Genomic DNA, 24,013 nt, shown 5'->3' with positions numbered 1-24,013 from the left:
CAAAACCCCCTCCCCGCCTCCCTCTTCGCAGGGGGAGGAGTAAAACGCCGACCTGCTCCCTCCCCTGCGAAGGGGAGGGCTGGGGTGGGGTATTAATGGCAACTCAGCATCAGAATAACCCCATCGGTTTACTCGAATAAGAAACGAGCAGACATTTCGTTTGCTGATAGTGATCCAGCATCATCTTATGGGTTTCGCGCCCGATACCAGACTGTTTGTAGCCGCCGAATGCCGCATGCGCCGGATAGGCGTGGTAGCAGTTGGTCCAGACACGGCCGGCCTGAATGTTGCGCCCCATGTGATAGGCCACGTTGCCGTCGCGGCTCCAGACGCCCGCCCCTAATCCGTAGGATGTATCGTTGGCGATTTGCAGCGCCTCATCCATATCTTTGAAGGTGGTTACCGCCAGCACCGGCCCGAAGATTTCTTCCTGGAAAACGCGCATGTTGTTTTTACCCAGCAAAATCGTCGGCTGCAGGTAATAACCTTCATTCAGCGAGCCTTCGAGTTTTTTCTTCGCGCCACCGGTCAGCACTTCCGCGCCCTCTTTCTTACCGATTTCGATGTAATCCAGAATGGTTTTCATCTGACCGGCAGACACCTGCGCCCCCATCTGGGTTTCCATATCTAACGGATTACCAGTTTTGATCGCCTCAACGCGTTTGATAGCACGTTCCATAAAGCGTTCGTAAATGGATTCCTGCACCAGCGCGCGGCTCGGACAAGTACAGACTTCACCCTGATTGAAAGCAAACAGCGCAAAGCCTTCCAGCGCTTTGTCGAAGAACTCGTCTTCTTTATCCATCACATCCGCGAAGAAGATATTCGGGGATTTACCCCCCAGTTCAAGCGTGGCCGGGATCAGGTTTTGTGCAGCGTAACCGGCGATCTGCTGGCCGACTTCGGTCGAACCAGTGAAGGCGACTTTGGCGATGCGTTTGGACGTCGCCAGATATTCGCCGATTTCCCCGCCCGCGCCATTGACCACGTTGATAACGCCCGCAGGCAGAATGTCCTGCACCAGTTCCATCAGCAACAACACAGAAAGCGGGGTCAGTTTGGCGGGTTTGAGCACGATGCAGTTGCCTGCCGCCAGTGCCGGTGCCATTTTCCAGCAAGCCATCAGCAGCGGGAAGTTCCACGGGATGATCTGCGCCACCACGCCCAGCGGTTCGTGGAAATGATAGGCGACAGTTTCGCTGTCGATTTCGCTGATCCCGCCTTCCTGCGCACGCACGCAGGAGGCGAAATAGCGGAAGTGGTCGATGGCTAAAGGCACATCCGCACCGCTGGTTTCGCGGATAGGTTTACCGTTATCCCATGTTTCGGCATTTGCCAGCAGTTCGATGTTTTGTTCCATACGATCGGCGACTTTCAGCAGCAGGTTTGCCCGTTGCTGCACCGGCATTTTGCCCCATGCGTCTTTGGCCTGATGGGCGGCGTCCAGCGCAAGATCGACGTCATCGGTACTGGAACTGGCTACTTTACACAGCACTTCGCCGGTCACCGGCGTCAGATTGTCGTAATACTCATTTTTTACCGGCGCGACCCATTCGCCGCCAATGAAGTTGTCGTATTGTTTTTTGAGTTTGAGCGGGAAACCGTATTCTTCCGGTTTGACGGCATGAGGATTTTTATCATAAGCCATGATGGAACTCCTTTATGCTGCAGGTTGTAGCAGAGCGCTGCATAAAGTTTAGGCAGTGATAATCTAACCGGCGGGTTGTAAAGAGAACTCTTCGAGCGGCTTCACACCTTTTTTGCTGCCACGCTGGCATTACCGCTTCCGGGTGGCGTCGTGCGCGCAAAACTCTCGCGCTGGAACAGGCGCTCGACCAGTTTTATCAGCTCAGGATGTTCGACACACCAGCCCGGCGCGATACGCCGGAAGTTGAGATATCCCAGACAGCAGGCGACGGCGATATCGGCCACATTCAGGCTTTCAGAATTGAGCAGCGTGCGGCTGGCGGCATGTTTTTCCAGTGCATCCAGCCCGCGCAGCAGCTTTTCCCGCTGACGCAAAATCCAGGCTTCGTTACGCTTATCGGCATCGCGGCGACCTTCCAGCACTAACGCCACGGCGGCGTCCGTCACGCCATCGGCCAGCGCTTCGATTTGCTTAACACGCAGTGCTTCCAGCGGCTGCCACGGCAACAATGTGGGCGCGACGTTCATCAGCTCGATGAACTGCACAATGATCGGGGAATCATAGAAAATTTCACCATCGTCGGCGATCAGCGCGGGAACTTTTCCGAGGGGATTGAACTGGGTGATTTTGCAGCCCGGTTCGTGTGGCGTGTCGTTAATGAAATCAAACGGGATGCCCTTTTCCAGCAACATCACCGAAATCTTACGCACATACGGGCTGGTATAGCTGCCGATCAACTTCATCAGACCCTCCTCGTTTTCACCGGAACCTCTTTTAAAGCTAGCAGCCATGCCGGGGTTTACCAGTCACGGCTGCCAGATTTACAGGTTACTCAGCGGGAAACAGGAACGGGTTGATACCGCTGCCGGAAAAACCTTTGTCTTCCATACGGTCATCAAGCAGCAGCGTGGCGAGATCGTCCGCCACGGCGTCAGCCTGCGGGTCTTTATCCTGATAAATCAGTTTCAGATACGCACCGCAGTCATCGCAGGCTTCGGCTTTCACCGTCGCCTGTTCGTCGTCGATGGACCACAAGTTGAGGTGCTCCATCTCATCGCAGTTGCTGCATTTCGCCCGCACCACATGCCATTCGCTTTCACACAGATTGCAGTGCAGATAGCGCAGTCCGCCGGCATTGATCACCGCAGACACAGGGATACTGCCGCAGACCGGGCAGAACTCGCGATTTTCACCGTAATCCGCACGTCCGACGCCACGCAGTTGCGCCGCCATCTGCGCCCAGTAAAGGGACAGCGCCGCCCAGATAAACGGGGCTTTGTCAGCCGGAACGTGTTTGAAATCCTGGCAAAGCAGCTCTGTCGCCATCATTTCGCGCTGAAGATTCGGGGAGTGTTCAAGGCGCTCCAGCACCGCACGCACCGGCTCAGAAGCGTCCGGTTTCAGAACAGCAATCAATGCATCCAGCAGAGTCAGCCAGTGCGGCGTGCGCGGAAACAGACTGCAATCGAGCGGGGGTTTACCGGCGGCTTTCTCTAATTCTTCGCTCAGATCGATACTGAGCGGAAAATCTTTCAGCACGCGCTGCTGGGCATCGCATATCGCCGCAGCAAAATTGAGATACCCGTCGAGCGGGCTGTTTTCTGCCAGTGCGCGCAAACGATCGGCACGGCGCTGATAGAGCGTTTTCAGGTTGGCGAACAGCACCGGCGGGATGTTTCCCGCCGCGTTTTTACCGTCTGCCAGTTCGTCCTGTGGAACAATCTGGATGCTCATCCGGCTTTCCTCTCGTCTTGTTCTTTTTTCTTCTCTTCATCACGCACCTGACGATACCAGCGCGGATGATGATACTTCGCCCATGACACCGGCACTTTGCCGCCGGTCATCGCGTCAATCGAACCTTTCGCCCAGGTCGCCGCGTAGACGTGCATGATGATCACCAGAATCAGTCCGATTCCGGCCAGCGAATGCACCAGCAACGCCAGACGGATCAGCGGGATGGGGAAGTAATCTGCAAACCACGGACGCCAGATAATCACGCCGCTGGCCATCAGCAGCACCAGACAGCTGATCGCCGCCCAGAACACACATTTCTGGCCGAAGTTATAGCGTCCGGTGTCGCCGACTTCATGGTTGGTCAGCACTTTGCCAATATTCTTCGCCCACACGATGTCGTCTTTTTCCGGCAGGTTGTGCTTCCAGTAACGGAAGAACATGCCGAGAAAAGAGACGAACATCACCACGCCGAAGAATGGATGCAGAATACGCGCCAGTTGCGGCGTGCCGTAAACGTTCATCAGCCAGTTAAACGACGGGAAGAAAAAGCCAATGCCGCTGAGCGCCAGCGTCACAAAACAAAACGCCACGATCCAGTGATTGAGGCGTTCCACCAGGCTATAGCGCTGGATTAACTTCTCTTTTTTCATGGCCGTTTCTCCTCATCGTCATGTTTTTCGCCTTCTTCTGCATGCTCTTCCTCTTTGACATAATTCGGGCCCACGCCAAGGAAGTGGAAGGCCGCCGCCGCGAAGGTCACCGCGAAGCCGACTGCAGCCAGCGGTTTCCAGACACCTTTCCATAATGTGACTGCCGGACTGATCGCCGGATCTTTCGGCAGGCCGTGATACAGCTGCGGGTTGTCGGCGTGATGCAGCACGTACATCACGTGCGTACCGCCGACGCCCTGCGGATCGTACAAACCCGCGTACTCAAACCCGCGACCTTTCAGCTCGCTGACGCGTTCTGCGGCTAAATCCTGCATCGCGGTTTTGGTGCCGAAATGAATCGCGCCGGTCGGGCAGGTTTTCACGCAGGCCGGTTCCTGCCCGACGCTCACGCGGTCAACGCACAGCGTGCATTTGTAGGCACGGTTATCTTGTTTGTTGATGCGCGGAACGTTGAACGGACAACCGGCGATGCAGTAACCGCAGCCGATGCAATGTTCTGACTGGAAATCGACAATGCCGTTGGCGTACTGCAAAATCGCACCTTCTGCCGGACAGGCTTTCAGGCAGCCCGGATCGGCGCAGTGCATGCAGCCGTCCTTGCGGATCAGCCATTCCAGCTTGCCGTTTTGTTCCACTTCCGAGAAACGCATCACCGTCCAGGATTTCGCACTGAGATCCATCGGGTTGTCGTACACGCCGGTATTGATACCCACTTCATCGCGCAGGTCGTTCCATTCGGAACAGGCGACCTGACAGCCTTTACAGCCGATGCAGGTGGTGACGTCGATGAGTTTCGCCACTTCCTGCTGATGGTCACGGGCACGCGGTGCAGGCGTGAACCCATTAGTTGCGGACTTACGAAGTATGTCCTGTGATTGCATTGCCATAATTCGCCTCCGTTAGACCTTTTCCACGTTAACCAGGAACGCCTTGAACTCCGGCGTTTGCGAGTTAGCGTCGCCGACTGACGGCGTCAGCGTGTTGGCTAAATAGCCCTTACGCGTCGCGCCTTCAAAGCCCCAGTGGCACGGGATGCCAATGGTATCGACGTGCTTGCCGTCGATGGTCAGCGGCCGGATGCGTTTGGTCACCACGGCTTTCGCCACAATGAATCCGCGCTTCGAGGAAACTTTCACCTCATCGCCCTGCGCAATGCCCTTCGAGGCGGCCAGACCTTCGCCGATTTCGATAAACTGTTCAGGCTGCGCGATGGCATTCAGCAACGCGTGTTTGGTCCAGTGGCGGAACAATTCGGTGATCGAATAGGTGGTCGCCACATACGGGAAGTCTTTGGCAGTGCCCATATTCGGTAAATCGCTGGCAAAAATACGTGCGACCGGATTGGAAATCACAGCCGGATGCAGCGGGTTAGTGCCAATCGGCGATTCAATCGGCTCGTAATGCTCCGGGAACGGGCCGTCGGCCATTTTGTCGGTGGCAAATAAACGCCCGACGCCTTCCTGCTGCATGATAAACGGACCCACGCCGGTGCCCGGCGCCGCCGCGCTGTAATCCGGCACGTCATAACCGGTCCATTTCGCGCCATCCCAGCGGATGATTTCGCGTTTTGGATCCCACGGTTTACCCTGCGGGTCAACGGAGGCGCGGTTATACAGAATGCGGCGGTTGAGCGGCCAGCACCATGCCCAGCCGGACGTGCAGCCCAGCCCCGATGGATCGGCGTTATCGCGGCGCGCCATCTGGTTACCGGCTTCTGTCCAGCTACCGGCGTAAATCCAGCAGAAACTGGCGGTGCTGCCGTCGTTTTTCAGATGGGCAAAGGTCGAAATCTGCTGACCTTTTTTCGCCAGCAAATTGCCCTGATCGTCATGGATATCGGCCAGCGCTTTGCCGTTGGCTTCGCGGGCGATTTCTTCCGGCAGCGGGTCGAGCGGATCCTGATAATCCCACGCCATATTCATCACCGGCAGCGGATTGGCACCGCCTTCTTTCTGATACAGCTCGCGCAGTTTCATAAACAGACGCGCGATAATTTTGCCGTCGTGCAACGCTTCACCCGGTGGCTCAGACGCCTGGAAGTGCCATTGCAGCCAGCGGCCGGAATTCACAATCGAACCGTTTTCTTCCGCAAAACAGGAAGACGGCAGACGGAACACTTCAGTCTGAATATCGGCGGTCTGCACGTCGTTCATCGCGCCGTGGTTCTGCCAGAAGTTCGAGGACTCGGTCACCAGCGGGTCAATCACCACCATGTATTTCAGTTTTGAGAGCGCGCGCGAGGATTTGTTTTTATCCGGGAATGCCGCCAGCGGGTTGAAGCCCTGAACGATATAACCGTTCAGTTTGCCTTCGGTCATCAGCTCAGCCTGTTGCAGCACGTCGTAGCTTTTGTCCCATTTCGGCAGCCAGTCAAAGCCCCAGTCGTTCTCCGCCGTGGCATGATCGCCCCAGAAGCTTTTCATCATACTGACGAAGAAATTCGGCGTGTTTTTCCAGAAATTGACCTGCCCGTCCACCAGCGGTGTCGGCGTAATCTGTTGCAGATAATCGGTCAGGTTGGTCTGTTTTTCTGACGGCAAAGGCATATAGCCCGGCAGATTCAGCGACAGCAAACCAAGATCGGTATAACCCTGAATATTGGAGTGGCCGCGCAGCGCATTCACGCCGCCGCCGGGCATGCCGATATTGCCCAGCAACAGCTGGATCATCGCCGCACAACGGATGATTTGCGCGCCGCCGGTATGATGTGTCCAGCCCAGAGCGTACAAAATGGTCGATGTTTTATCGCGCGCGCAGGTTTCTGCCAGAATGGAGCTGATCAGCAGGAAATCTTCTTTCGAGGTGCCGCACAGACGCTCCACCAGTTCCGGCGTGTAACGGGAAACGTGCTCTTTCAGCAGATTCCAGACACAGCGCGGGTCCTGCAAGGTTTTGTCCTGTTTCGCCAAGCCTTTTTCATCCAGCTGATAGTGCCAGCTGTCTTTGTTGTAGGATTTTTTAGTCGCATCGAAGCCGCTGAACAGGCCATCGCTGAAGGCATAATCATCCCGCACCAGCAGGCTGGCGTTGGTGTATTCCCTGACGTATTCGGTCTGAATTTTATTATGCGTAATCAGGTAGTTGATCATGCCAAGAAGGAAGGCGGTGTCTGAACCGGCGCGGATTGGCGCATAGATGTCGGCTACAGCGGCGCTGCGGTTAAAGCGCGGATCGACGACGATAACTTTGGCGTTATTTTTGGTTTTCGCCTCTATCACCCATTTGAATCCGACCGGATGCGCTTCTGCCGCGTTTCCGCCCATAATTAAAATGACGTTGGCGTTCTTGATATCAACCCAGTTGTTGGTCATCGCGCCACGACCAAAGCTCGGCGCTAATGCCGCGACGGTCGGGCCATGACAAAGACGGGCCTGACAGTCGATGGCGACCATCCCCAGCGCGCGGGTGAATTTCTGGTCCAGCAGGCCGGTTTCGTTGCTGGCCGCGGACGAACACAACATGCCGGTGGTCAGCCAGCGGTTAACCGTAACGTTGTTTTCATTTTTCTCGACGAAGTTGGCGTCGCGGTCATCTTTCATCAGGCGGGCGATACGGGAAATCGCCTCATCCCAGGAGATGCGCTGCCATTTATCGGAGCCGGGAGCACGATACTCCGGATATCTCAGACGGCCTTCGCTGTGGATGTAATCCAGCACGCCGGCGCCTTTCGGGCACAATGAGCCACGACTGACCGGGTGATCGGCGTCACCCTCTACGTGAAAGATATTTTCAGTGACGTTTTTCGCGCCATCGCCCTGGCTGTAAATCAGCATGCCGCAACCCACTGAGCAATAAGTACAGTTGTTGCGGGTTTCACGTGAGCGAAGCAGCTTATATTGGCGGGTTTCCGCCAGCGCTATTGTCGGGGCAAACCCCAATAATGCCGCGGTAGTGCCGGCCATACCGCCCGCACATATTTTGAATAATTGTCTTCTGCTGACTTGCATGAAAGACTCCTTCCCATCATTTGTTAACACATTGCTTTTAAATTGCCGCTTTCCGTTGCAGATGCGGAAGCGGTAAAATTAAGACCCAAAGTCCTGACAGTTTGTACGGCTTATGTAGCCGGAATGTTTATAAGGTTATTGCCAATGGATGTCCATCAAGTAAAAGAACTGGGCGAAAAAGATGATAAAAAAGTGACTCAGATCATCGGAGCCAGCCAAAAACCGGTGATGCAGCGCACACATCCTGGCGAACTGGAAGACGACTGGATTGCAGAAGAAGTGCCCGTTGCGCTGGTCTATAACGGGATTTCACATGTGGTGATGATGGCGTCGCCGAAAGATCTCGGGGCCTTTGCGCTGGGATTCTCGCTGTCGGAAGGAATTATTGAATCGGCTACAGATATTTTCGGGCTGGACGTGACACCAAACTGTAACGGTATTGAAGTTAACATCGAATTATCGAGCCGCCGTTTTGCCGGGCTGAAAGAGCGCCGTCGCGCCATGGCAGGCCGCACCGGTTGCGGCGTCTGCGGCATTGAGCAACTGGGAGATTTGTTCCGTCCGCTCGCACCGCTGCCATTTACCCAAACCTTTGAGCTGGCGAATCTGGATAACGCGCTGAATCAGCTGAAATCCGTACAGGAAATCGGTCAGTTGACCGGCTGTACGCATGCCGCCGCGTGGATAACCTCGCAGGGCGAATTACTGGGTGGCTGCGAGGACGTGGGACGTCACGTGGCACTCGATAAAATGCTTGGCCTGCGTGAAAAACAAAGTGAATGGAAATCCGGTGCCGCGCTGGTGTCGAGCCGCGCCAGCTATGAAATGGTGCAGAAAGCCGCGATGTGTGGCGTCGAAATTCTGTTTGCCGTCTCCGCCGCCACCACGCTGGCGGTAGACGTCGCCGAAAAATGCAACCTGACGCTGGTCGGTTTCAGCAAACCGGGACGGGCAACGGTGTATACCCATCCGCAAAGACTGCGGTAACACGCTAAGCTTCACGTGCCTTTAGACAATTTAGGATTGTTTGCGGTTATCTGGTTCTAAGCCCCGTATAACAGGCGCTTACGAGTACCCGCATAAAGTGTGGAGCATAGATAATCATTTTCAATATCATTTAATTAACTATAATGATCCCACTGATTACGCGGTGCTCACAATGACGGTGCCGCCCTACACTATGGAGACGATGAACATGAGTTATTCACTGCCATCACTGCCTTACGCATACGACGCACTCGAACCGCATTTCGACAAAGAAACGATGGAAATCCATCACACCAAACACCACCAGGCTTACGTGAACAACGCGAACGCTGCACTGGAAAGCCTGCCAGAACTGGCAAAACTTCCTGTTGAAGAGCTGATCGCAAACCTGGACAAAGTGCCTGCGGACAAGAAAGTTGCACTGCGTAACAACGCAGGTGGTCACGCTAACCACAGCCTGTTCTGGAAAGGCCTGAAAACCGGCACCACCCTGCAGGGCGAACTGAAATCTGCTATCGAACGCGATTTCGGCAGCGTTGACGCTTTCAAAGAAACTTTCGAGAAAGCAGCGACCACTCGTTTCGGTTCAGGCTGGGCGTGGCTGGTGCTGAAAGACGGCAAACTGGCCGTTGTTTCTACTGCTAACCAGGACAGCCCGCTGATGGGCGAAGCTGTTTCCGGCGCATCCGGTTACCCGCTGCTGGGTCTGGACGTCTGGGAACACGCTTACTACCTGAAATATCAGAACAAACGCCCTGATTACATCAAAGCCTTCTGGGATGTTGTTAACTGGGACGAAGCAGCAAAACGTCTGGCTGAAGCGAAGTAATTTCGCTTTACCGCCCTTATTAACGGGCAAGATGTTTTCGCTAATGGCGGGTCACTGACCCGCCTTTTTTATGTCCTTTTTTAGACTTTCTATGAAGTGATTTTCCAGGGTTCGATCACTGTTTAAATGCCAAACATTCATATCCCCTCTGCCCTTATCCGATCCCGCTCGCATTAATCAAAAATACGCGCCGTTCCCTATAAAGTTTCTCTTAAGTCCACCGATAGGTTGTTCACAAAGGCGTCACAAAATCACTTATTAATTTTAAAGGGATGTTCGACGGAGAATGAACATGAGCAACGGAACAGGTCTTTCGCAGTGGATGAATAATCTCAAAGTCGGCACTAAACTGGGTCTGGGCTTCGGGCTGGTCCTTCTGATCGCGGTCACCATCACTGCGGCAGGGATGGTCAAATTTAACGACATCGGCCAGCGCGCTGAAAAAGTCGATTTCAGCAACCAGATGAACGCGTTGTTAAACGAAGCCCGTCTCAGCCGTACGCTGTATCAGCTCAATTACGATCCCGCTTATCTCAAACAAAATCAGGACAAAATCAACGCACTTTCTCAGCTGATTGCCCAGTCAAAAGGCAAGCTGGAGTGGGATGCCGCCAGTCAGGCCGAACTCAATCAGGTGCCGGTTAAAATCCACGAATATCAGCAGGCTCAGGACGCCTTTAAGCTGGCTGTCGATAAGAAGGATGCCGTTCGCGCGAGCTGGAACCTTTCCGAAACTGAAGCCGTGGTGACGCGTTTACAGGATCAGTTGCGCGTGGAAGACGCCGATCCGTCCATTCGTCTTTCTCTGGCCGAAGTGATTCAGAAACTCATCAGCGTGCGTTATAACGTGCGCGGTCTGTTGCTGAGCATTAACAAAGAATCCGAAGCTAAGCTGTTGCAGTCGATTGATGACACGCAGGCGAATGCCAAAAAACTGAATGCGCTGCTGTTGCCGAATCAGCAGGCCACTCTCGCACCACTGATGAGCGCACTGGCTACCTATAAAAGCCACGTTGTGGCGTATATGCCTGCCTATGAAGAAGAGCAGAAAAACTCACAGTTGTTGTCAGTAAAAGCTGCGGAAATGAATGCGCTGGTCGCGAAAATCTTCAAAAACGAGCTGGATAATACGCACCTGGATATCAGCCACGCTCAGATGATCATGATGGTGATAACCCTGATTGTGATGCTGGCCGGGATTATCATTGCCTGGCGCATTACCCGCCAGATTGCCCAACCGCTGCGCGATACACTTAAAACCGCCGAAGCTATTGCGCAGGGTGATCTGACCGCCGCGCATCCGACAACCCGCCGTGACGAGCTGGGGATGCTGATGAACGCCGTTGCCGCGATGAGTCAGAATCTCAGCACCATGATTTATGAAATCCGCTCCGGCGTTTCGCAGGTGTCCCACGCCGCAGCAGAAATCGCCGCCGGAAATACCGATCTTTCCTCACGCACCGAACAGCAGGCCGCGGCGGTAGAAGAAACTGCCGCCAGCATGGAAGAGCTGAGCGCGACGGTGAAACAAAATGCCGATAACGCCCATCACGCCAGTAAACTGGCCAGTGAAGCCTCAGGCACGGCAACACTTGGCGGCAAACAGGTCGGCGAAGTGGTGGATACTATGCAGCAGATTTCCGGCAGCTCGAAGCGCATTGCTGAAATCACCTCAGTCATCAACGGTATCGCTTTCCAGACCAACATTCTGGCACTCAACGCTGCGGTGGAAGCCGCACGTGCCGGTGAACAGGGTCGCGGATTCTCCGTGGTGGCTTCTGAAGTTCGTACACTCGCGCAACGCAGTGCGCAGGCAGCAAAAGAGATTGAAGGGCTGATTGCCGAATCGGTTGAACGCGTCAGTACCGGCGCCAGACTGGTGGAAAATACCGGCCGCACGATGCAGGACATTGTGAAATCTGTTTCGCATGTCCGCGATATTATGGGTGAAATTGCCTCGGCGTCTGACGAGCAGAGCCGGGGTATCGCGCAAATATCACAGGCGATTGTTGAAATGGACAGCACCACCCAGCAAAATGCCGCGCTGGTTGAGCAGTCCTCTGCCGCCGCAGATTCGCTTGAAGATCAGGCAGCTACGCTGACGCAGGCGGTATCGGTATTCCGTCTGGCCGAGAACGGTAAGATGCTTAACACCCCGGCATCGTCCGCGCTGCGCCGCCCGACTCTCGCACCGCCGGTGCAAAGCAAAACCGGTCAGGAAAACTGGGAAACGTTCTGATCTGAGGGTAAACCTGCGTGCCCCGCGTGTGCGCAGGTATTCCTTCTACTCCCGCTGCCGAATGCAGGTTATGCTGGTGTGAGTGACATTTCAGCAGCGGAGAGCTTATGCATTATCCCGACGTGTACATCGGTACCATCGAGCAATATCCCGATTTTTCACCCAGTGCGATTGCCAAACGTCAGGTCGATGGCGGCATCGCCGTAACGCCTTTCGGGCTGGAAGGCGATCAGCAGGCCGAGAAGTCATACCACGGCGGCGCTGACCGCGCGCTGTGCCATTTCCCCCGCGAGCATTACGCCTGGCTGCGCCAGCAGTTTCCCGAAGAAGAAGATCGTTTCCATCCGCCCGCTTTTGGCGAAAACCTTTCAACGCTCGGCATGACAGAGGATAACGTGTTTATCGGCGATATTTTCCGCTGGGGCGAAACGCTGATTCAGGTGACGCAGCCGCGCGCGCCCTGCTACAAGCTGAACCATTTTCTCGACTGCCAGAACCTCTCACCACTGTTACAGCAAAGTGGCCGCTGCGGCTGGTTATATCGCGTCGTGGGCACCGGCAAAACCAGTGGCGATCGCCCGCTGGAATTGCTGACCCGCAACAGTGAAGTCTCCGTTGCCGAAGCCATTTCTATCGCGTTTCACATGCCATTTGATGAAGAACAGTACCGGCGTCTGATGTCTGCGGCGGGGATTTCGGCGAGCTGGAGTAAAACCATGCAGATGCGACTGGTGAATCGCAAGATTGAGGATTTTGGACGAAGATTGTTTGGGAAGTAAAACACATCGGGTGTAGCTGGCGGGGTTTTTCTTTGCTCCTCCCCCTGCGAAGGGGGAGGAAAAGTTTCATCAGAATTCTTTTTTCGCGAAACCGGTCACCGCTTTCAGGCCCATTTCGCGGCCCAGGGCAGTCATCGGGTGAACCACCACGATACCTCGTACGGTTTTCTTCAGCGTGCCCATATCAGCCTGTTCTTTCTTGGTGATTTCACGACTGAACAGCTTTTCCAGTTTCTGCGCTTCGGTGCTGAGTTTTTTCACACGCACATCTTTCAGACGCGCGATCTCGGCAGCCAGCTTTTCTTTTTCTTCTTCGTGCTTAGCGATTAACTCAGCATTACCTGCCTGAATAACGACCGCATCCTTGTGATTCAGTGCGTCCAGCATATCGCTGAGGCGTTTGATCTCGGCTTTTTCGACTTCTTTCATGGTTTCAGGTCCGTTCATGCCGCAGCGGGCAAAACTGTAAATTGGGAATAATAAACGTCAGTGTATCAGGAAGTGCGCGATTCTTCAGCTTGCTCCTGCGTTTCTGCCAGCCCGGGCGGCAAACCACACATCTCACACGCGCGCTCGCCGATACGGATCATCGCGGAAATATAGCGGGTATCGAAAACATAACAGCACGACAACCGCAGGCCGTTACTGTAGCGACCGCTCGGCGAATATAACTGTCCCGGCGTCATGCAGATTTTATCTTTCAGCAACTGATGGAACAACGTGACGCAATCAACACCCGGCGGGAAATCGACCCAAATCACAAATCCGCCCGCCGGTTGTGTGGCACGCGTTCCCTGCGGGAAATGGCGGGCAATCAACGCACGTGCCTGCTCGACCTGCGCTGCGTAGCGTTTTCGCAAAGCCCGCAGATGATGGTCATAACCGCCCGATTCCAGAAACACCGTCAGCGTTTGTGAAAGCAACGCGGATTCTGCCATCGATGACACCGCTTTCAGTTTATGCAGCTTATCGGCGAAGCGTCCGCCTTCTACCCAGCCGATGCGAAAATCAGGGGCCAGCGTTTTGGTAAAGCTGGTGCAAAACAGGATCCAGCCATCGCGATCGAAAGATTTTACCGCCGGAGACAACGTCGCACCGAACTGAATTTCGGCGTAAAGCCCGTCTTCAATCAGCGGTACATGATGATCGTTCATCAGTCGTGCCAGCCTTTTCTTCGCTGCCAGCGGCATAGTGAAGCCGAGCGGATTTTGCGCCGTCGGCATGGCAATCACCGCATTCAGGCGCTTTTCAGTGAGCAGCATTTCCAGCACATCCAGCGATAAACCGGTTTGCGGATCGGTGGGGATCTCCACCGCTTTCAGTCCGAGACTCGCCAGCATTGGCAGAAGATAAAAATAAGTCGGCGTTTCCAGCCCGACGCTGTCACCCGGTTTGGTCGTGACGCGCAGCGCAAGCTGTAACGCTTCCATGCAACCGTGTGTAATGGTGATATCGGCGGGCTCTAAAATCATGCCGAGCGTCAGCGCACGGCGGGCGATTTGCTGACGTAACGCCGGGCTGCCCGGCGGCAACGCGTATTGTCCGATGAGGTTCGGCTGGCGGCGCAGCAAAGACGACATGATCCGCCCGAGCTTTCCGGTCGGGTAAAAATCATTCGACTGCGGACAGGCCAGTGAGAGATTGGTGTAAGTCGGGTCGATTTGTGAGGCGAAGACTTTGTCGATCAAATCCAGCACTTCATCTGCCGGTTCTGCGGCGGGCGTCTGCGGCTGTTCATGCGGCTGATGGGTTAGCGCTGGCAGTGCCGCACGGACATAAAATCCGGACTGCGGACGCGCCTCGATAAAGCCGCGATCTTCCAGCCGCCGGTAAGCCGCCACCACGGTATTGATGCTGACTGACCAGGTTTGCGCACTGCGCCGCACCGATGGCAAACGGCTGCCGGGCGCGAGTGTGCCCCGACGAATGGCATCTGCCAGTTGTTCCGCCAGCTGGTTATATCGGGTATCGCTGAAATCCGCAGTGTCAGTCATGGTGTCAGTTCCGTAAAAAGAGATGGGTACAGTTTTTTGTTACGCAATCTGTAACCATGACAATAGCGTATTTCTGGTTCTGTTACCTTTCCTGTTCACTGTTTACTCTGATGATCTGGAAAACAGGGGATGCAGGAAAACAAAAAATGATAGATACCGCTTTTGTCAGTTACGTCACCGTGATGTCAATTACGCCCGGCCCGAACAATCTGTTGCTGGCGGCTTCCGGAGTGAATTTCGGGCTGCGCCGCAGCGTGCCGATGATGCTGGGGATCACGCTTGGCTGCGTAGTGCAGTGCGCCCTGATGACCTCCATGCTGGCGATTTTACTCAGCTGGATGACGGTCGTGCGCCTGCCGATGGCGGCAATCGGCTGCGCGTATCTGTTCTGGCTGTCGTGGAAAATTTACCGTTCCGGCTCGCCGAAAGAAGGCGAGAAACAGCAGCCGATGAATATGATTAATGGCGCATTATTTCAGGCAGTGAATCCGAAAGCCTGGCTGATGGCGACCAACGTGGCGATCCTTTTCACGCCACCGGATGGCAATATGCTGCATCACACGCTGCTGATTTGCATCGGCTTTGCGCTGATCAATCTGCCGTGCATTCTGGTGTGGGTGGTGATGGGTGACAGGTTACGTCAGGCGTTACGTGTGGAATGGAAGCTGAAAATGTTCAACACCATCATGGGCGGTATGATGGCATTAACCGCGCTGTGGTTGCTGATTGGCGAAGTGCGCCATGCAATGATTTAAGGGATTTATTTTTGCACCGGGGATAATCGGGAAGGTTGCTGATTACTGATATGGGCGATCAGCCCCGTCACGGAAAGAACCATCGTGGAGCGGACGATTTGCTGGTAACGCTGGCGTTGCATGGCGATCAGCGATTCGTCGGCTTCTCCCGGTTTCAGGAAAGTCGGTACCGGTGGCAGTTCTGTCACGCAATGCAGTTCACCAAACGGGCCGAGAATTTCATCATCAGTAAAACGATACTCTTCGCCGTCGTAATTCAGCTCTTCACGCAACGCCATCAGTAATTCGGCATCTTCATATTCATGACGACTGATCACACCCAGCGCATAAATCAGTTTGAGACGCACCGACAAATCACCGAGCGGACCGGTGCCGGTTAGTAACGGTTCAACGGCATATTTCACCGCGTAATCGTCTTTACGGAAAACCTGCACCACCAGAATATCCAGCGCTTCGGCCAGCAATTCCACAGCGGTCATCAAAAAGCTGCGCACGGTTTTACCCGCATTGAGCTTTTCGAGTACACGGTTTTCAAACGCCTGAGCTTTTTCCATAGGGCTTACTTGCAGTAAAGTGCCGATGCTGACAGCGCCCCTGGCGTCATCCATGATGCACGCATGTCGGGCAGATACATCCTGCCCGACAGGGCTTTCTTTGCCTGATGTTGGCGAAATCAAAATAAACGCAGTATTAGTGCATCGATTCGTAGAGAGCGACCGCTTTCGCCACAACTTCGCCATCTTCTGGCAAACCTGAAATCTGGGCGAGGGCGGCTTTTGGCCCGACTTTCTCCAGCAATTCTACCAGTTCTTTAGCTTGCGGATCTTGCTCGCTGCGATAATGCATCGCGGCCGCAATCCCTCTGATCAGATTGTCATTCGGCAGACGGTATTCCTGCGTGCCCAGCAACGGTTTGATCAACCGGTCGCCTGCGCTCAGTTTACGCAGTGGCTGACGGCCAACGCGCTCAACATCATCGTGCAGGTACGGGTTTTCAAAACGGGTCAGAATTTTTTCGATGTAGGCGAAATGTTTTTCCGGGTCAAAACCGTAACGGCGGATCAGCACTTCACCACTTTCTTCCATCGCACCACGGACCACCAGACGCACTTTCTCATCAAGGATCGCATCACGAATTGTCGCGTGGCCTGCCTGCTGACCGAGATACGCGGTGATCGCATGACCGGTGTTCAGGGTGAAGAGTTTACGCTCGACGAACGCCATCAGGTTATCGGTCAGTTCCATACCGGCGATTTGCGGCAATTCGCCTTTGAACTGGGTTTTGTCCACAATCCATTCGCTGAAGGTTTCAACGGTGACTTCCAGTGGATCGGTAGTACCCGCAGCGGCTGGCGGAACGATACGGTCTACGGCGGAATCGACAAAACCGATGTGCGCTTCAACCCAGGCTTTTTCATCTTCCGGCAGCGCGTTGAATACGTGCTGTTTGAACTGGCTGGTACCGCGCACCATGTTTTCACAGGCGATAATATTCAGGGGCTTTTCGTTGCCTTGCTGATGACGCAGCACCAGACCTTTTGCGACGTTTGGCGCGATTTTTTCCAGCACAGTCGGGCCGACGGCAGTGGTCACCAGATCAACCTCGGCGATCAGGTTAATGGCATCCTGACCGGCGCTGTTCACGGCATTCACATTACTGACAGGCTCAACGGTGGCCTGTTCACCGACAACGTGCACGTCGTAACCTTTGCGGCTGTTCAGCGCATCCAGCAAGGCAGGGCTGACATCGGCAAACGTCAGTTCAATTCCGGCATCAGCCAGTAATTTCCCGATAAAACCGCGACCAATGTTACCTGCACCAAAATGTAATGCTTTCATATTTATTCCTTCAAATCGTGAGGAGCACCGGGCTCCGAATCAACAAGCGGGTCTCGCAAGACCCGCTTAGTAATTACTTTTCGATTAAATGCTCAGTATCAGCCGCGAAGAATAGTCAGAACTTCTTCAACGCTGGTGGTGTTCGCCAGACGCTCGATAACACCGTCTTCGTCCAACGCCGTGGTCAGTTTGGTGATCACGTTGATGTGTTCATTATTGCGTGCTGCGATACCGACGACCAGACGTGCGCGGTCATCCTCATCATCACCCCAGCGGATACCCGCAGGATACTGACAGAACACGATACCGGTTTTCAGTACGCGATCTTTCGCTTCGATGGTGCCGTGTGGCACAGCGATGGATTCACCCAGATACGTCGAGGTCAGTTGCTCACGTGCCAGCATTGCTTCGACATATTCTGCCTGAACATACCCGCCTTTCACCAGTTGCTCACCCGCGAAACGAATCGCTTCTTCTTTCGTGCCAGCGCTCAGACCGAGGAAGATATTGCTTTCGCTGATACGGAACAGGTTTTCGTTTTCATTGTCCGCCACGATGCTGTCGCCGAGCGTTGTCGTCACTTTCTCTTTGTACTGGCTGGCTTTGTTCACTTCCACCAGACGGGAAGTCAGGTCAGTGTACAGGCCGCTGTCGAGGAAGTTGGTCAGCGAAATGTGCTGCGCATGTGGCACCTGACGCATGGCGCGTTCAGTCAGGTCACGGTGCGTAATCACCAGATCCACATCATCAGGCAGATTATTGATGGCGCTGTTGGTAACACTGATGTTGGTCAGCCCTGCATCCTGCACTTTTTTGCGCAGAACACCGGCACCCATCGCGCTGGAACCCATACCGGCGTCACAGGCAACGATGATTTTACGTACGGTAGACAGGTCGCCAGCCACGCCTGCAACAGCAGGTTTGCCGCCTTTAGACTGTGCTTTCATGTCCTGCATACGGCGGGTTGCTTCGTCCAGATCGTCGCCGTCTTTCGCTTTGGTCGTTTTCAGCAGGAAAGCAGAGATAACGAAGGACACCGCAAACGCTGCCACGATAGCCGCGATGTTAGCGAAGTACGCACCTTTTGGCGTCATCGCCAGCACTGCCAGGATGGAACCCGGAGAAGCCGGAGACACCAGACCGCCGTTCAGCAGAGTCAGGGTGAACACGCCAGTCATACCGCCCAGAATGACCGCCAGCAGCAGACGCGGGTTCATCAGAACGTATGGGAAGTAAATTTCGTGGATACCCCCCAGGAAGTGGATGATTGCCGCGCCGCCAGCAGATTGCTTAGCGCTGCCACGACCGAAGAACATGTACGCCATCAGGACGCCCATACCCGGACCCGGGTTCGCTTCGATCAGGAAGAAGATAGATTTACCGGTTTCCGTCGCCTGCTGGATACCCAGCGGAGAGAAGATACCGTGGTTGATGGCGTTGTTGAGGAACAGGATTTTCGCCGGTTCAACAAAGATAGAGGCCAGCGGCAACAGGTTATGAATAACCATGATGTGCACGCCTGCAGCCAGCAATTTAGACAGCGCTTCTACCAGCGGACCAATCGCCAGGAAGGCCAGAATCGCCAGCAGCATACCGATAATACCGGCCGAGAAGTTGTTAACCAGCATCTCGAAGCCGCTTTTGATTTTACCGTCAACCCAGCGGTCGAAACGCTTGATGCACCAGCCGCCCAGCGGACCTGCAATCATTGCGCCGAGGAACATTGGCATATCCGCACCAACGATAACCCCCATGACGGTGATGGCGCCGACCACACCACCGCGGTCACCACCGACCAGACGACCACCGGTATAACCGATGAGCAATGGCAGAAGATAGGTGATCATCGGGCCAACCAGCTTCGCTAATGTTTCATTAGGGATCCAGCCGGTAGGAATGAACAGAGCGGTAATGATACCCCAGGCGATAAACGCGCCGATGTTGGGCATTACCATGTTACTCAGGAAGCGACCAAAGTTTTGAACTTTGATCTTAACGTCTGGTGAAAACATAAAACGCACCCCTATTGATACGCGCTGACAATAGAGCGCGTGATATCAGTTAATTATCGGTGACGGTTATTTCGGTTTTTCTGCCACTGCTTTAAAAATCCGTCCGTCGAATTGCTGTCTGCGAGGCGGACTCTACCACGTGATTATAGGCCTCGCGTAGCCACCCGGCAGCCCGTGACGGAGATCACACGTATACGGCCACCACCCCCTTACTTTTGGTGATCACGATCACAAAAAACCCCTGTAACCCAGCTACACTGACGATTTTTTGAGCCTGACGATGACAAAAACGTGACGTAAATCACTATTTGTTAACGATTCTTTATCATTAAAACGTGATATTCATCACAAAGTATTTTTAGGCAGGCTTGCGTATTTCGCTTAAAAAGCATTCAGATGTGTCACGGGAATGGAAAAATGAGTTTACGGAGGCGATGTTGAAATAAAATTACAGGCGGGAGCGGAAATCAAAACGGCGAACTGTCAGACAGTCCGCCGTTTTTTATCGTGTCCCGGAAGAGGAAATTATTTCCCGCCCTGCGCCTTCACGATAGCGGCCTGCAATTCTTCCGCAGACACGGCGCCCGGCAGCACGGTGGTGTTTTCAGCGGTCGCGCCGCTGGTTGGCATCACGACAAAGCCCGGCGTGCCGCTGAAGCCCAGCGTACGCGCCAGTTCATCGTTCGAGGCGATGGCTTCGTGCGTCGCTTTACGCTGCGCGTCGGTCGGTGCTGTGGCTTTGGCGGCTTTCACTGCGCCCGCGATATCGGCATCGGTCAGTTTGCCTTCATCATGGCCGGTGCGGTAAATGCTGTTGTGATAATCAAAGTACGCCTGAGCGCCTTTTTCTTTCCAGATCGCCATACCGGTTTCAGCCGCAGTAATTGATGCTTTCCAGCGGTCACCGAAGATTGGCCATTCTTTAAAGACGAAACGCACGTTCGGATTGGCTTTCACTGTCTGCTCGACCAGCGGCGCCATGTGACTGCAATACAGGCACTGGTAATCGAAGAATTCCACAAAGGCTACTTTGGCATCTTTCGGGCCGAAGCTTGGGGTCGCCGGGTCATTCACCAGCGCTTTGGCGTTTGCCAGCACTGCACTCAGGGTCTGCTGTTGTTGCTGATCCGCCTGCTTTGCCTGCAATTTCTGGCTGACCTGCACCAGAATTTCCGGATGCTGCAACATGTAATCTGCCGCAATTTTACCAATGGCTTCCTGCTGCGCCGGGGTGAAATCTGCGGTTGCGCTGTCGGCAGCAAAAGCCAGCGTCGGAGCCAGCACCAGAGAAGCCAACAGAGTCATCGTCTGACGTTTCATCAAAAATCCTTAATATGAAATACGGGGATAAACGGACAGTTGCCTTCAAAAGTAGAGGAAATCAGCAGGATTTGCAGGGTAAAAATTGTCATTTTTTATAAATGTAAGAGCAGGAACGGCGGAAATAAAAAAGCCACGCATTTGAGCGTGGCTTAAGTTCATCACAACACTAACTGGCTTAGTTGCTGAAATCGCCCTGGGCGACTTTCTGCGCCTGAAGCAATGTCTGCTGTTTGCCGACCAGATTGGACATCATGGTGTTGTATTGTGTTGCCTGCTGCTGCGTCGGGAACTGTACGCCGCCATTGGCAAAAGCGACCTGAGTGCCCTGTTGTTGCAGGTAATCACCAACAGAGACGATATCCTGCGTGAAGCTCTGCAGCGCTGGCACCAGAGGCGTCAGCACGTTAGCTGGCTGGGTAACAACGGTGTTGTATACCTGGCCGTAGACCGCTTTCAGATCGTCCGGTTGTTTCAGTGCAGCCATGGCCGTATCAGCTTTCACTTTTGAATCACGCAATTGTGCATTCAGCATGCTCAAGGTGCTGGCCGCCTGTTGCAACGCACTGCGCTGGGTCATGTAATCCTGCGGAGTACGCACCTGACCAATCGCGCTGACCACCGGTACCAGGCTGCCATCAACGGCACCCTTCATCTGGCGGGAGAACGACAGGATAATGCCGTAGTCATTCGCGTAATTACCAAAACGTTGTTTCTGATCTTCACTCAGCGAAGGCAGGTTTTGCCCGCTGCGCATGACGGTATTTTGCAAATAATCGATAAAGGCTTTGCGTTGTTCCGGTTCTTTATCGCCACAGGCAGTGAGCTGGAAAACAACCAGCAGTGCGATAAACGGCGCCAGCCAGCGAGAAAATACACCGCTTCTGATCCCTACAGCCATGAGTCCTGACTCCTGATTTCAATGTTCTTCTTCCGGCCAGTTCCCTGCCGATGCTGTGCATTCCATGCGGGTTATAGAATAGAACAATTGGGGGGATAACGCTTTTTAAAAAAGCGCAGAAATTGGCATCCGATAAGCTGCCTTGCTCCTCCCCCTGCGAAGGGGGAGGCTGGGAGGGGGTATTAAAGACAAAACGAGGGTCCACGCATACTTCAACTTTTTGATGTTGCTGTAATACCTCACCCCAACCCTCCCCTTCGCAGAGGAGGGAGCAAAAACTTAACTTACTGAAGCAGCGAAATATCCGCCACCTGCAGGAACAGCTCACGCAGTTTAGACAGCAGGGTCAGACGGTTGATACGCACCGCTTCGTTCTCATCCATTACCATCACGGTATCAAAGAACGTATCGACGGTTTCGCGCAGCGCAGCCAGTTCTACCAGCGCTTCTTTGTACTCACCGGCCGCAAACAGCGGTTCCAGTTTGTCGCGCAGAACCACCAGATGCGTTGCCAGTTTCAGCTCAGCAGGTTCTTTCAGCACGGACGCGTGGACGTGATCCAGCAGAACATCGGTGGATTTCGCCAGAATGTTCGACACACGTTTGTTGGCCGCAGCCAGCGTTGCCGCTTCATCCAGCGTACGGAAGTAGCTCACCGCTTTCACACGCGCATCGAAATCTGCCGGTTTGGTCGGACGACGTGCCAGCACAGCCTGAATGGTATCGACTGCGTGACCTTCTTCCTGATACCACGCACGGAAACGACCGAGCATGAAATCAACCACTTCATCGACAACTTTGGCGTTAGTCAGCTTGTCACCGTACAGGCGCACCGCTTCTTCGGTCAGGGTTTGCAGATCAAGCGGCAGGTTTTTCTCAACGATGATACGCAGAACACCCAGCGCGGCACGACGCAGTGCGAACGGGTCTTTGTCGCCTTTCGGATGTTGACCGATGCCGAAAATACCGGCCAGGGTGTCCATCTTGTCAGCGATTGCCAGCGCGCACGCTACGAGCGAAGCCGGTAACTCGTCGCCTGCAAAGCGTGGCTGATACTGTTCATTCAGCGCAACCGCAACTTCTTCCTGCTCGCCGTCGTGACGCGCATAGTGCATGCCCATCACGCCCTGCGTGTCAGTGAATTCGAAGACCATGTTGGTCATCAGATCACATTTTGACAGCAGACCGGCACGTTTGGCGTTCTCAACGTTGGCACCGATTTTCTCAGCGATCCAGCCTGACAGCGCCTGAATGCGGTCGGTTTTGTCGCGCAGCGTACCCAGCTGTTTCTGGAACAACACGGTTTCCAGACGCGGCAGGTTATCTTCGAGACGTTTTTTGCGGTCGGTATTGAAGAAGAATTCGGCATCGGCCAGACGCGGACGCACCACTTTCTCGTTACCGGAAATGATTTGCTGCGGATCTTTCGATTCGATGTTAGCCACGAAGATGAAGTTCGGCAGAAGTTTACCCGCAGCGTCGTACACCGGGAAATACTTCTGGTCGCCTTTCATGGTGTAAACCAGCGCTTCAGCCGGAACCGCCAGGAATTTCTCTTCGAATTTCGCGGTCAGAACCACCGGCCATTCAACCAGCGACGCCACTTCTTCCAGCAGGCTTTCGCTCAGATCGGCGATGCCGCCAATCTCTTTCGCCGCTTTCTCAGCATCCTGTTTGATCAGCGCTTTACGCTGTTCGTAATCAGCAATGACTTTGCCGCGTTCCAGCAGAATTTGCGGATACTGATCAGCGTTGTCGATGGTGAATTCAGGCTCGCCCATAAAGCGGTGACCGCGAAGAGTGCGGCCAGAATCGATACCGAGGATTTTCGCCGGGATCAGCTCATCGCCTAACAGCAGGGTCACGGTGTGAACCGGACGCACAAACTGCACGTCGGAATCGCCCCAGCGCATCAGTTTAGGAATTGGCAGTTTAGCCAGAGACGTGGCGATCATCGCAGGCAGCAGTTGTTGCGCGCTTTCGCCTTTGACGTGCGCACGGTAAACCAGCCATTCCCCTTTGTCGGTGACCAGACGATCGGCCTGATCAACGGTGATACCGCAACCACGAGCCCAGCCTTCAGCGGCTTTGCTTGGTTTGCCTTCGGCATCGAATGCCTGCGCCACAGCCGGACCGCGTTTTTCAACTTCGCGGTCAGCCTGGGATTCATGCAGACCGGAGACTTTCAGCGCCAGACGGCGCGGAGCTGCAAACCATTTTACGTCGCCGTGTGGCAGATTTGCCGCATCCAGCTCCGCAGTCAGGTTAGCTGCAAAAGATTCAGCAAGGCTGCGCAGAGCCTTCGGTGGCAGTTCTTCCGTGCCGATTTCCACCAGAAATGTTTTTTCAGTCATGGAC

General features: G+C 54.3%; 19 protein-coding genes. 5 read left to right on the top strand and 14 right to left on the bottom strand.

Annotated features, from left to right (window positions below):
- Positions 1-109: 109 nt before the first annotated feature.
- The 6 genes from exaC to fdnG all read right to left on the bottom strand — a co-directional run bounded on the left by exaC (position 110) and on the right by fdnG (position 8,000).
- Entirely contained in the window at positions 110-1,648 is a 1,539-nt protein-coding gene (gene exaC, locus J1778_RS06525) for an acetaldehyde dehydrogenase ExaC (protein ID WP_217172483.1), read from the bottom strand.
- A 101-nt stretch (positions 1,649-1,749) separates the two neighbouring features.
- Positions 1,750-2,391 (bottom strand): glutathione S-transferase, encoded by a 642-nt coding sequence (locus J1778_RS06520; protein WP_217172482.1) that lies wholly within the window; start codon positions 2,389-2,391, stop codon positions 1,750-1,752.
- An 85-nt stretch (positions 2,392-2,476) separates the two neighbouring features.
- Positions 2,477-3,382, bottom strand: a complete 906-nt coding sequence (gene fdhE, locus J1778_RS06515) for a formate dehydrogenase accessory protein FdhE (protein ID WP_217172481.1) — start codon at positions 3,380-3,382, stop codon at positions 2,477-2,479.
- Complete coding sequence (fdoI, locus tag J1778_RS06510) at positions 3,379-4,032, bottom strand: formate dehydrogenase cytochrome b556 subunit (protein WP_217172480.1); 654 nt, start codon at positions 4,030-4,032, stop codon at positions 3,379-3,381. Before fdoI ends, fdhE begins: the two co-directional genes overlap by 4 nt.
- Positions 4,029-4,940 (bottom strand): formate dehydrogenase subunit beta, encoded by a 912-nt coding sequence (fdxH, locus tag J1778_RS06505; protein WP_217172479.1) that lies wholly within the window; start codon positions 4,938-4,940, stop codon positions 4,029-4,031. Before fdxH ends, fdoI begins: the two co-directional genes overlap by 4 nt.
- Positions 4,941-4,952: 12 nt before the next feature.
- Positions 4,953-8,000, bottom strand: a complete 3,048-nt coding sequence (gene fdnG / locus J1778_RS06500; RefSeq protein WP_217172478.1) for a formate dehydrogenase-N subunit alpha — start codon at positions 7,998-8,000, stop codon at positions 4,953-4,955.
- Positions 8,001-8,144: 144 nt separating this feature from the next.
- Here fdnG and fdhD point away from each other — a divergent pair, with 144 nt between their 5' ends.
- The 4 genes from fdhD to yiiM all read left to right on the top strand — a co-directional run bounded on the left by fdhD (position 8,145) and on the right by yiiM (position 12,834).
- Entirely contained in the window at positions 8,145-8,987 is an 843-nt protein-coding gene (fdhD, locus tag J1778_RS06495; protein WP_217172477.1) for a formate dehydrogenase accessory sulfurtransferase FdhD, read from the top strand.
- Positions 8,988-9,195: 208 nt separating this feature from the next.
- Positions 9,196-9,816 carry a superoxide dismutase [Mn] gene (sodA, locus tag J1778_RS06490; RefSeq protein WP_217172476.1) on the top strand — a complete coding sequence of 207 codons (621 nt, stop codon included), beginning with the start codon at positions 9,196-9,198 and terminating at the stop codon, positions 9,814-9,816.
- A gap of 292 nt (positions 9,817-10,108) precedes the next feature.
- Positions 10,109-12,055 (top strand): methyl-accepting chemotaxis protein, encoded by a 1,947-nt coding sequence (locus tag J1778_RS06485; protein ID WP_217172475.1) that lies wholly within the window; start codon positions 10,109-10,111, stop codon positions 12,053-12,055.
- 107 nt (positions 12,056-12,162) lie between these two features.
- On the top strand, positions 12,163-12,834 hold the full coding sequence (yiiM, locus tag J1778_RS06480) for a 6-hydroxyaminopurine reductase (RefSeq protein ID WP_217172474.1): 672 nt from the start codon (positions 12,163-12,165) through the stop codon (positions 12,832-12,834).
- 69 nt (positions 12,835-12,903) lie between these two features.
- Here the strand turns inward: yiiM and J1778_RS06475 are convergent, their stop codons facing one another.
- Both J1778_RS06475 and J1778_RS06470 read right to left on the bottom strand, forming a co-directional pair.
- Positions 12,904-13,263 (bottom strand): YibL family ribosome-associated protein, encoded by a 360-nt coding sequence (locus J1778_RS06475; protein ID WP_217172473.1) that lies wholly within the window; start codon positions 13,261-13,263, stop codon positions 12,904-12,906.
- 65 nt (positions 13,264-13,328) lie between these two features.
- A complete protein-coding gene (locus J1778_RS06470; protein ID WP_217172472.1) occupies positions 13,329-14,828 on the bottom strand; it encodes an aminotransferase-like domain-containing protein in 1,500 nt (499 codons plus the stop codon).
- A gap of 146 nt (positions 14,829-14,974) precedes the next feature.
- On the opposite strand from J1778_RS06470, the gene J1778_RS06465 reads away from it, so the two are divergent.
- On the top strand, positions 14,975-15,583 hold the full coding sequence (locus tag J1778_RS06465) for a LysE family translocator (protein WP_217172471.1): 609 nt from the start codon (positions 14,975-14,977) through the stop codon (positions 15,581-15,583).
- A 5-nt stretch (positions 15,584-15,588) separates the two neighbouring features.
- Here the strand turns inward: J1778_RS06465 and J1778_RS06460 are convergent, their stop codons facing one another.
- The 6 genes from J1778_RS06460 to glyS all read right to left on the bottom strand — a co-directional run bounded on the left by J1778_RS06460 (position 15,589) and on the right by glyS (position 24,009).
- Positions 15,589-16,137, bottom strand: a complete 549-nt coding sequence (locus tag J1778_RS06460) for an MltR family transcriptional regulator (RefSeq protein WP_217172470.1) — start codon at positions 16,135-16,137, stop codon at positions 15,589-15,591.
- Between the two features lie 136 nt (positions 16,138-16,273).
- The gene (locus J1778_RS06455; RefSeq protein ID WP_217172469.1) at positions 16,274-17,422 is read right to left on the bottom strand and encodes a mannitol-1-phosphate 5-dehydrogenase; all 1,149 of its coding nucleotides are present in this window, start codon (positions 17,420-17,422) and stop codon (positions 16,274-16,276) included.
- A gap of 98 nt (positions 17,423-17,520) precedes the next feature.
- Positions 17,521-19,434, bottom strand: coding sequence for a PTS mannitol transporter subunit IICBA (locus tag J1778_RS06450; RefSeq protein ID WP_217172468.1), 1,914 nt, complete (start codon positions 19,432-19,434; stop codon positions 17,521-17,523).
- Between the two features lie 525 nt (positions 19,435-19,959).
- On the bottom strand, positions 19,960-20,754 hold the full coding sequence (locus J1778_RS06445; RefSeq protein WP_217172467.1) for a DsbA family protein: 795 nt from the start codon (positions 20,752-20,754) through the stop codon (positions 19,960-19,962).
- A gap of 178 nt (positions 20,755-20,932) precedes the next feature.
- A complete protein-coding gene (locus J1778_RS06440; RefSeq protein ID WP_159281821.1) occupies positions 20,933-21,655 on the bottom strand; it encodes a DUF3053 domain-containing protein in 723 nt (240 codons plus the stop codon).
- A 284-nt stretch (positions 21,656-21,939) separates the two neighbouring features.
- Positions 21,940-24,009, bottom strand: coding sequence for a glycine--tRNA ligase subunit beta (gene glyS, locus J1778_RS06435; RefSeq protein WP_217172466.1), 2,070 nt, complete (start codon positions 24,007-24,009; stop codon positions 21,940-21,942).
- Between the last annotated feature and the right edge of the window lie 4 nt (positions 24,010-24,013).

Origin of the sequence: Rahnella bonaserana, assembly GCF_019049675.1 — a bacterium.
In the GTDB taxonomy this organism is placed as follows: Bacteria; Pseudomonadota; Gammaproteobacteria; order Enterobacterales; family Enterobacteriaceae; genus Rahnella; species Rahnella bonaserana.
This window is presented reverse-complemented; position numbering and strand designations above follow the sequence as displayed.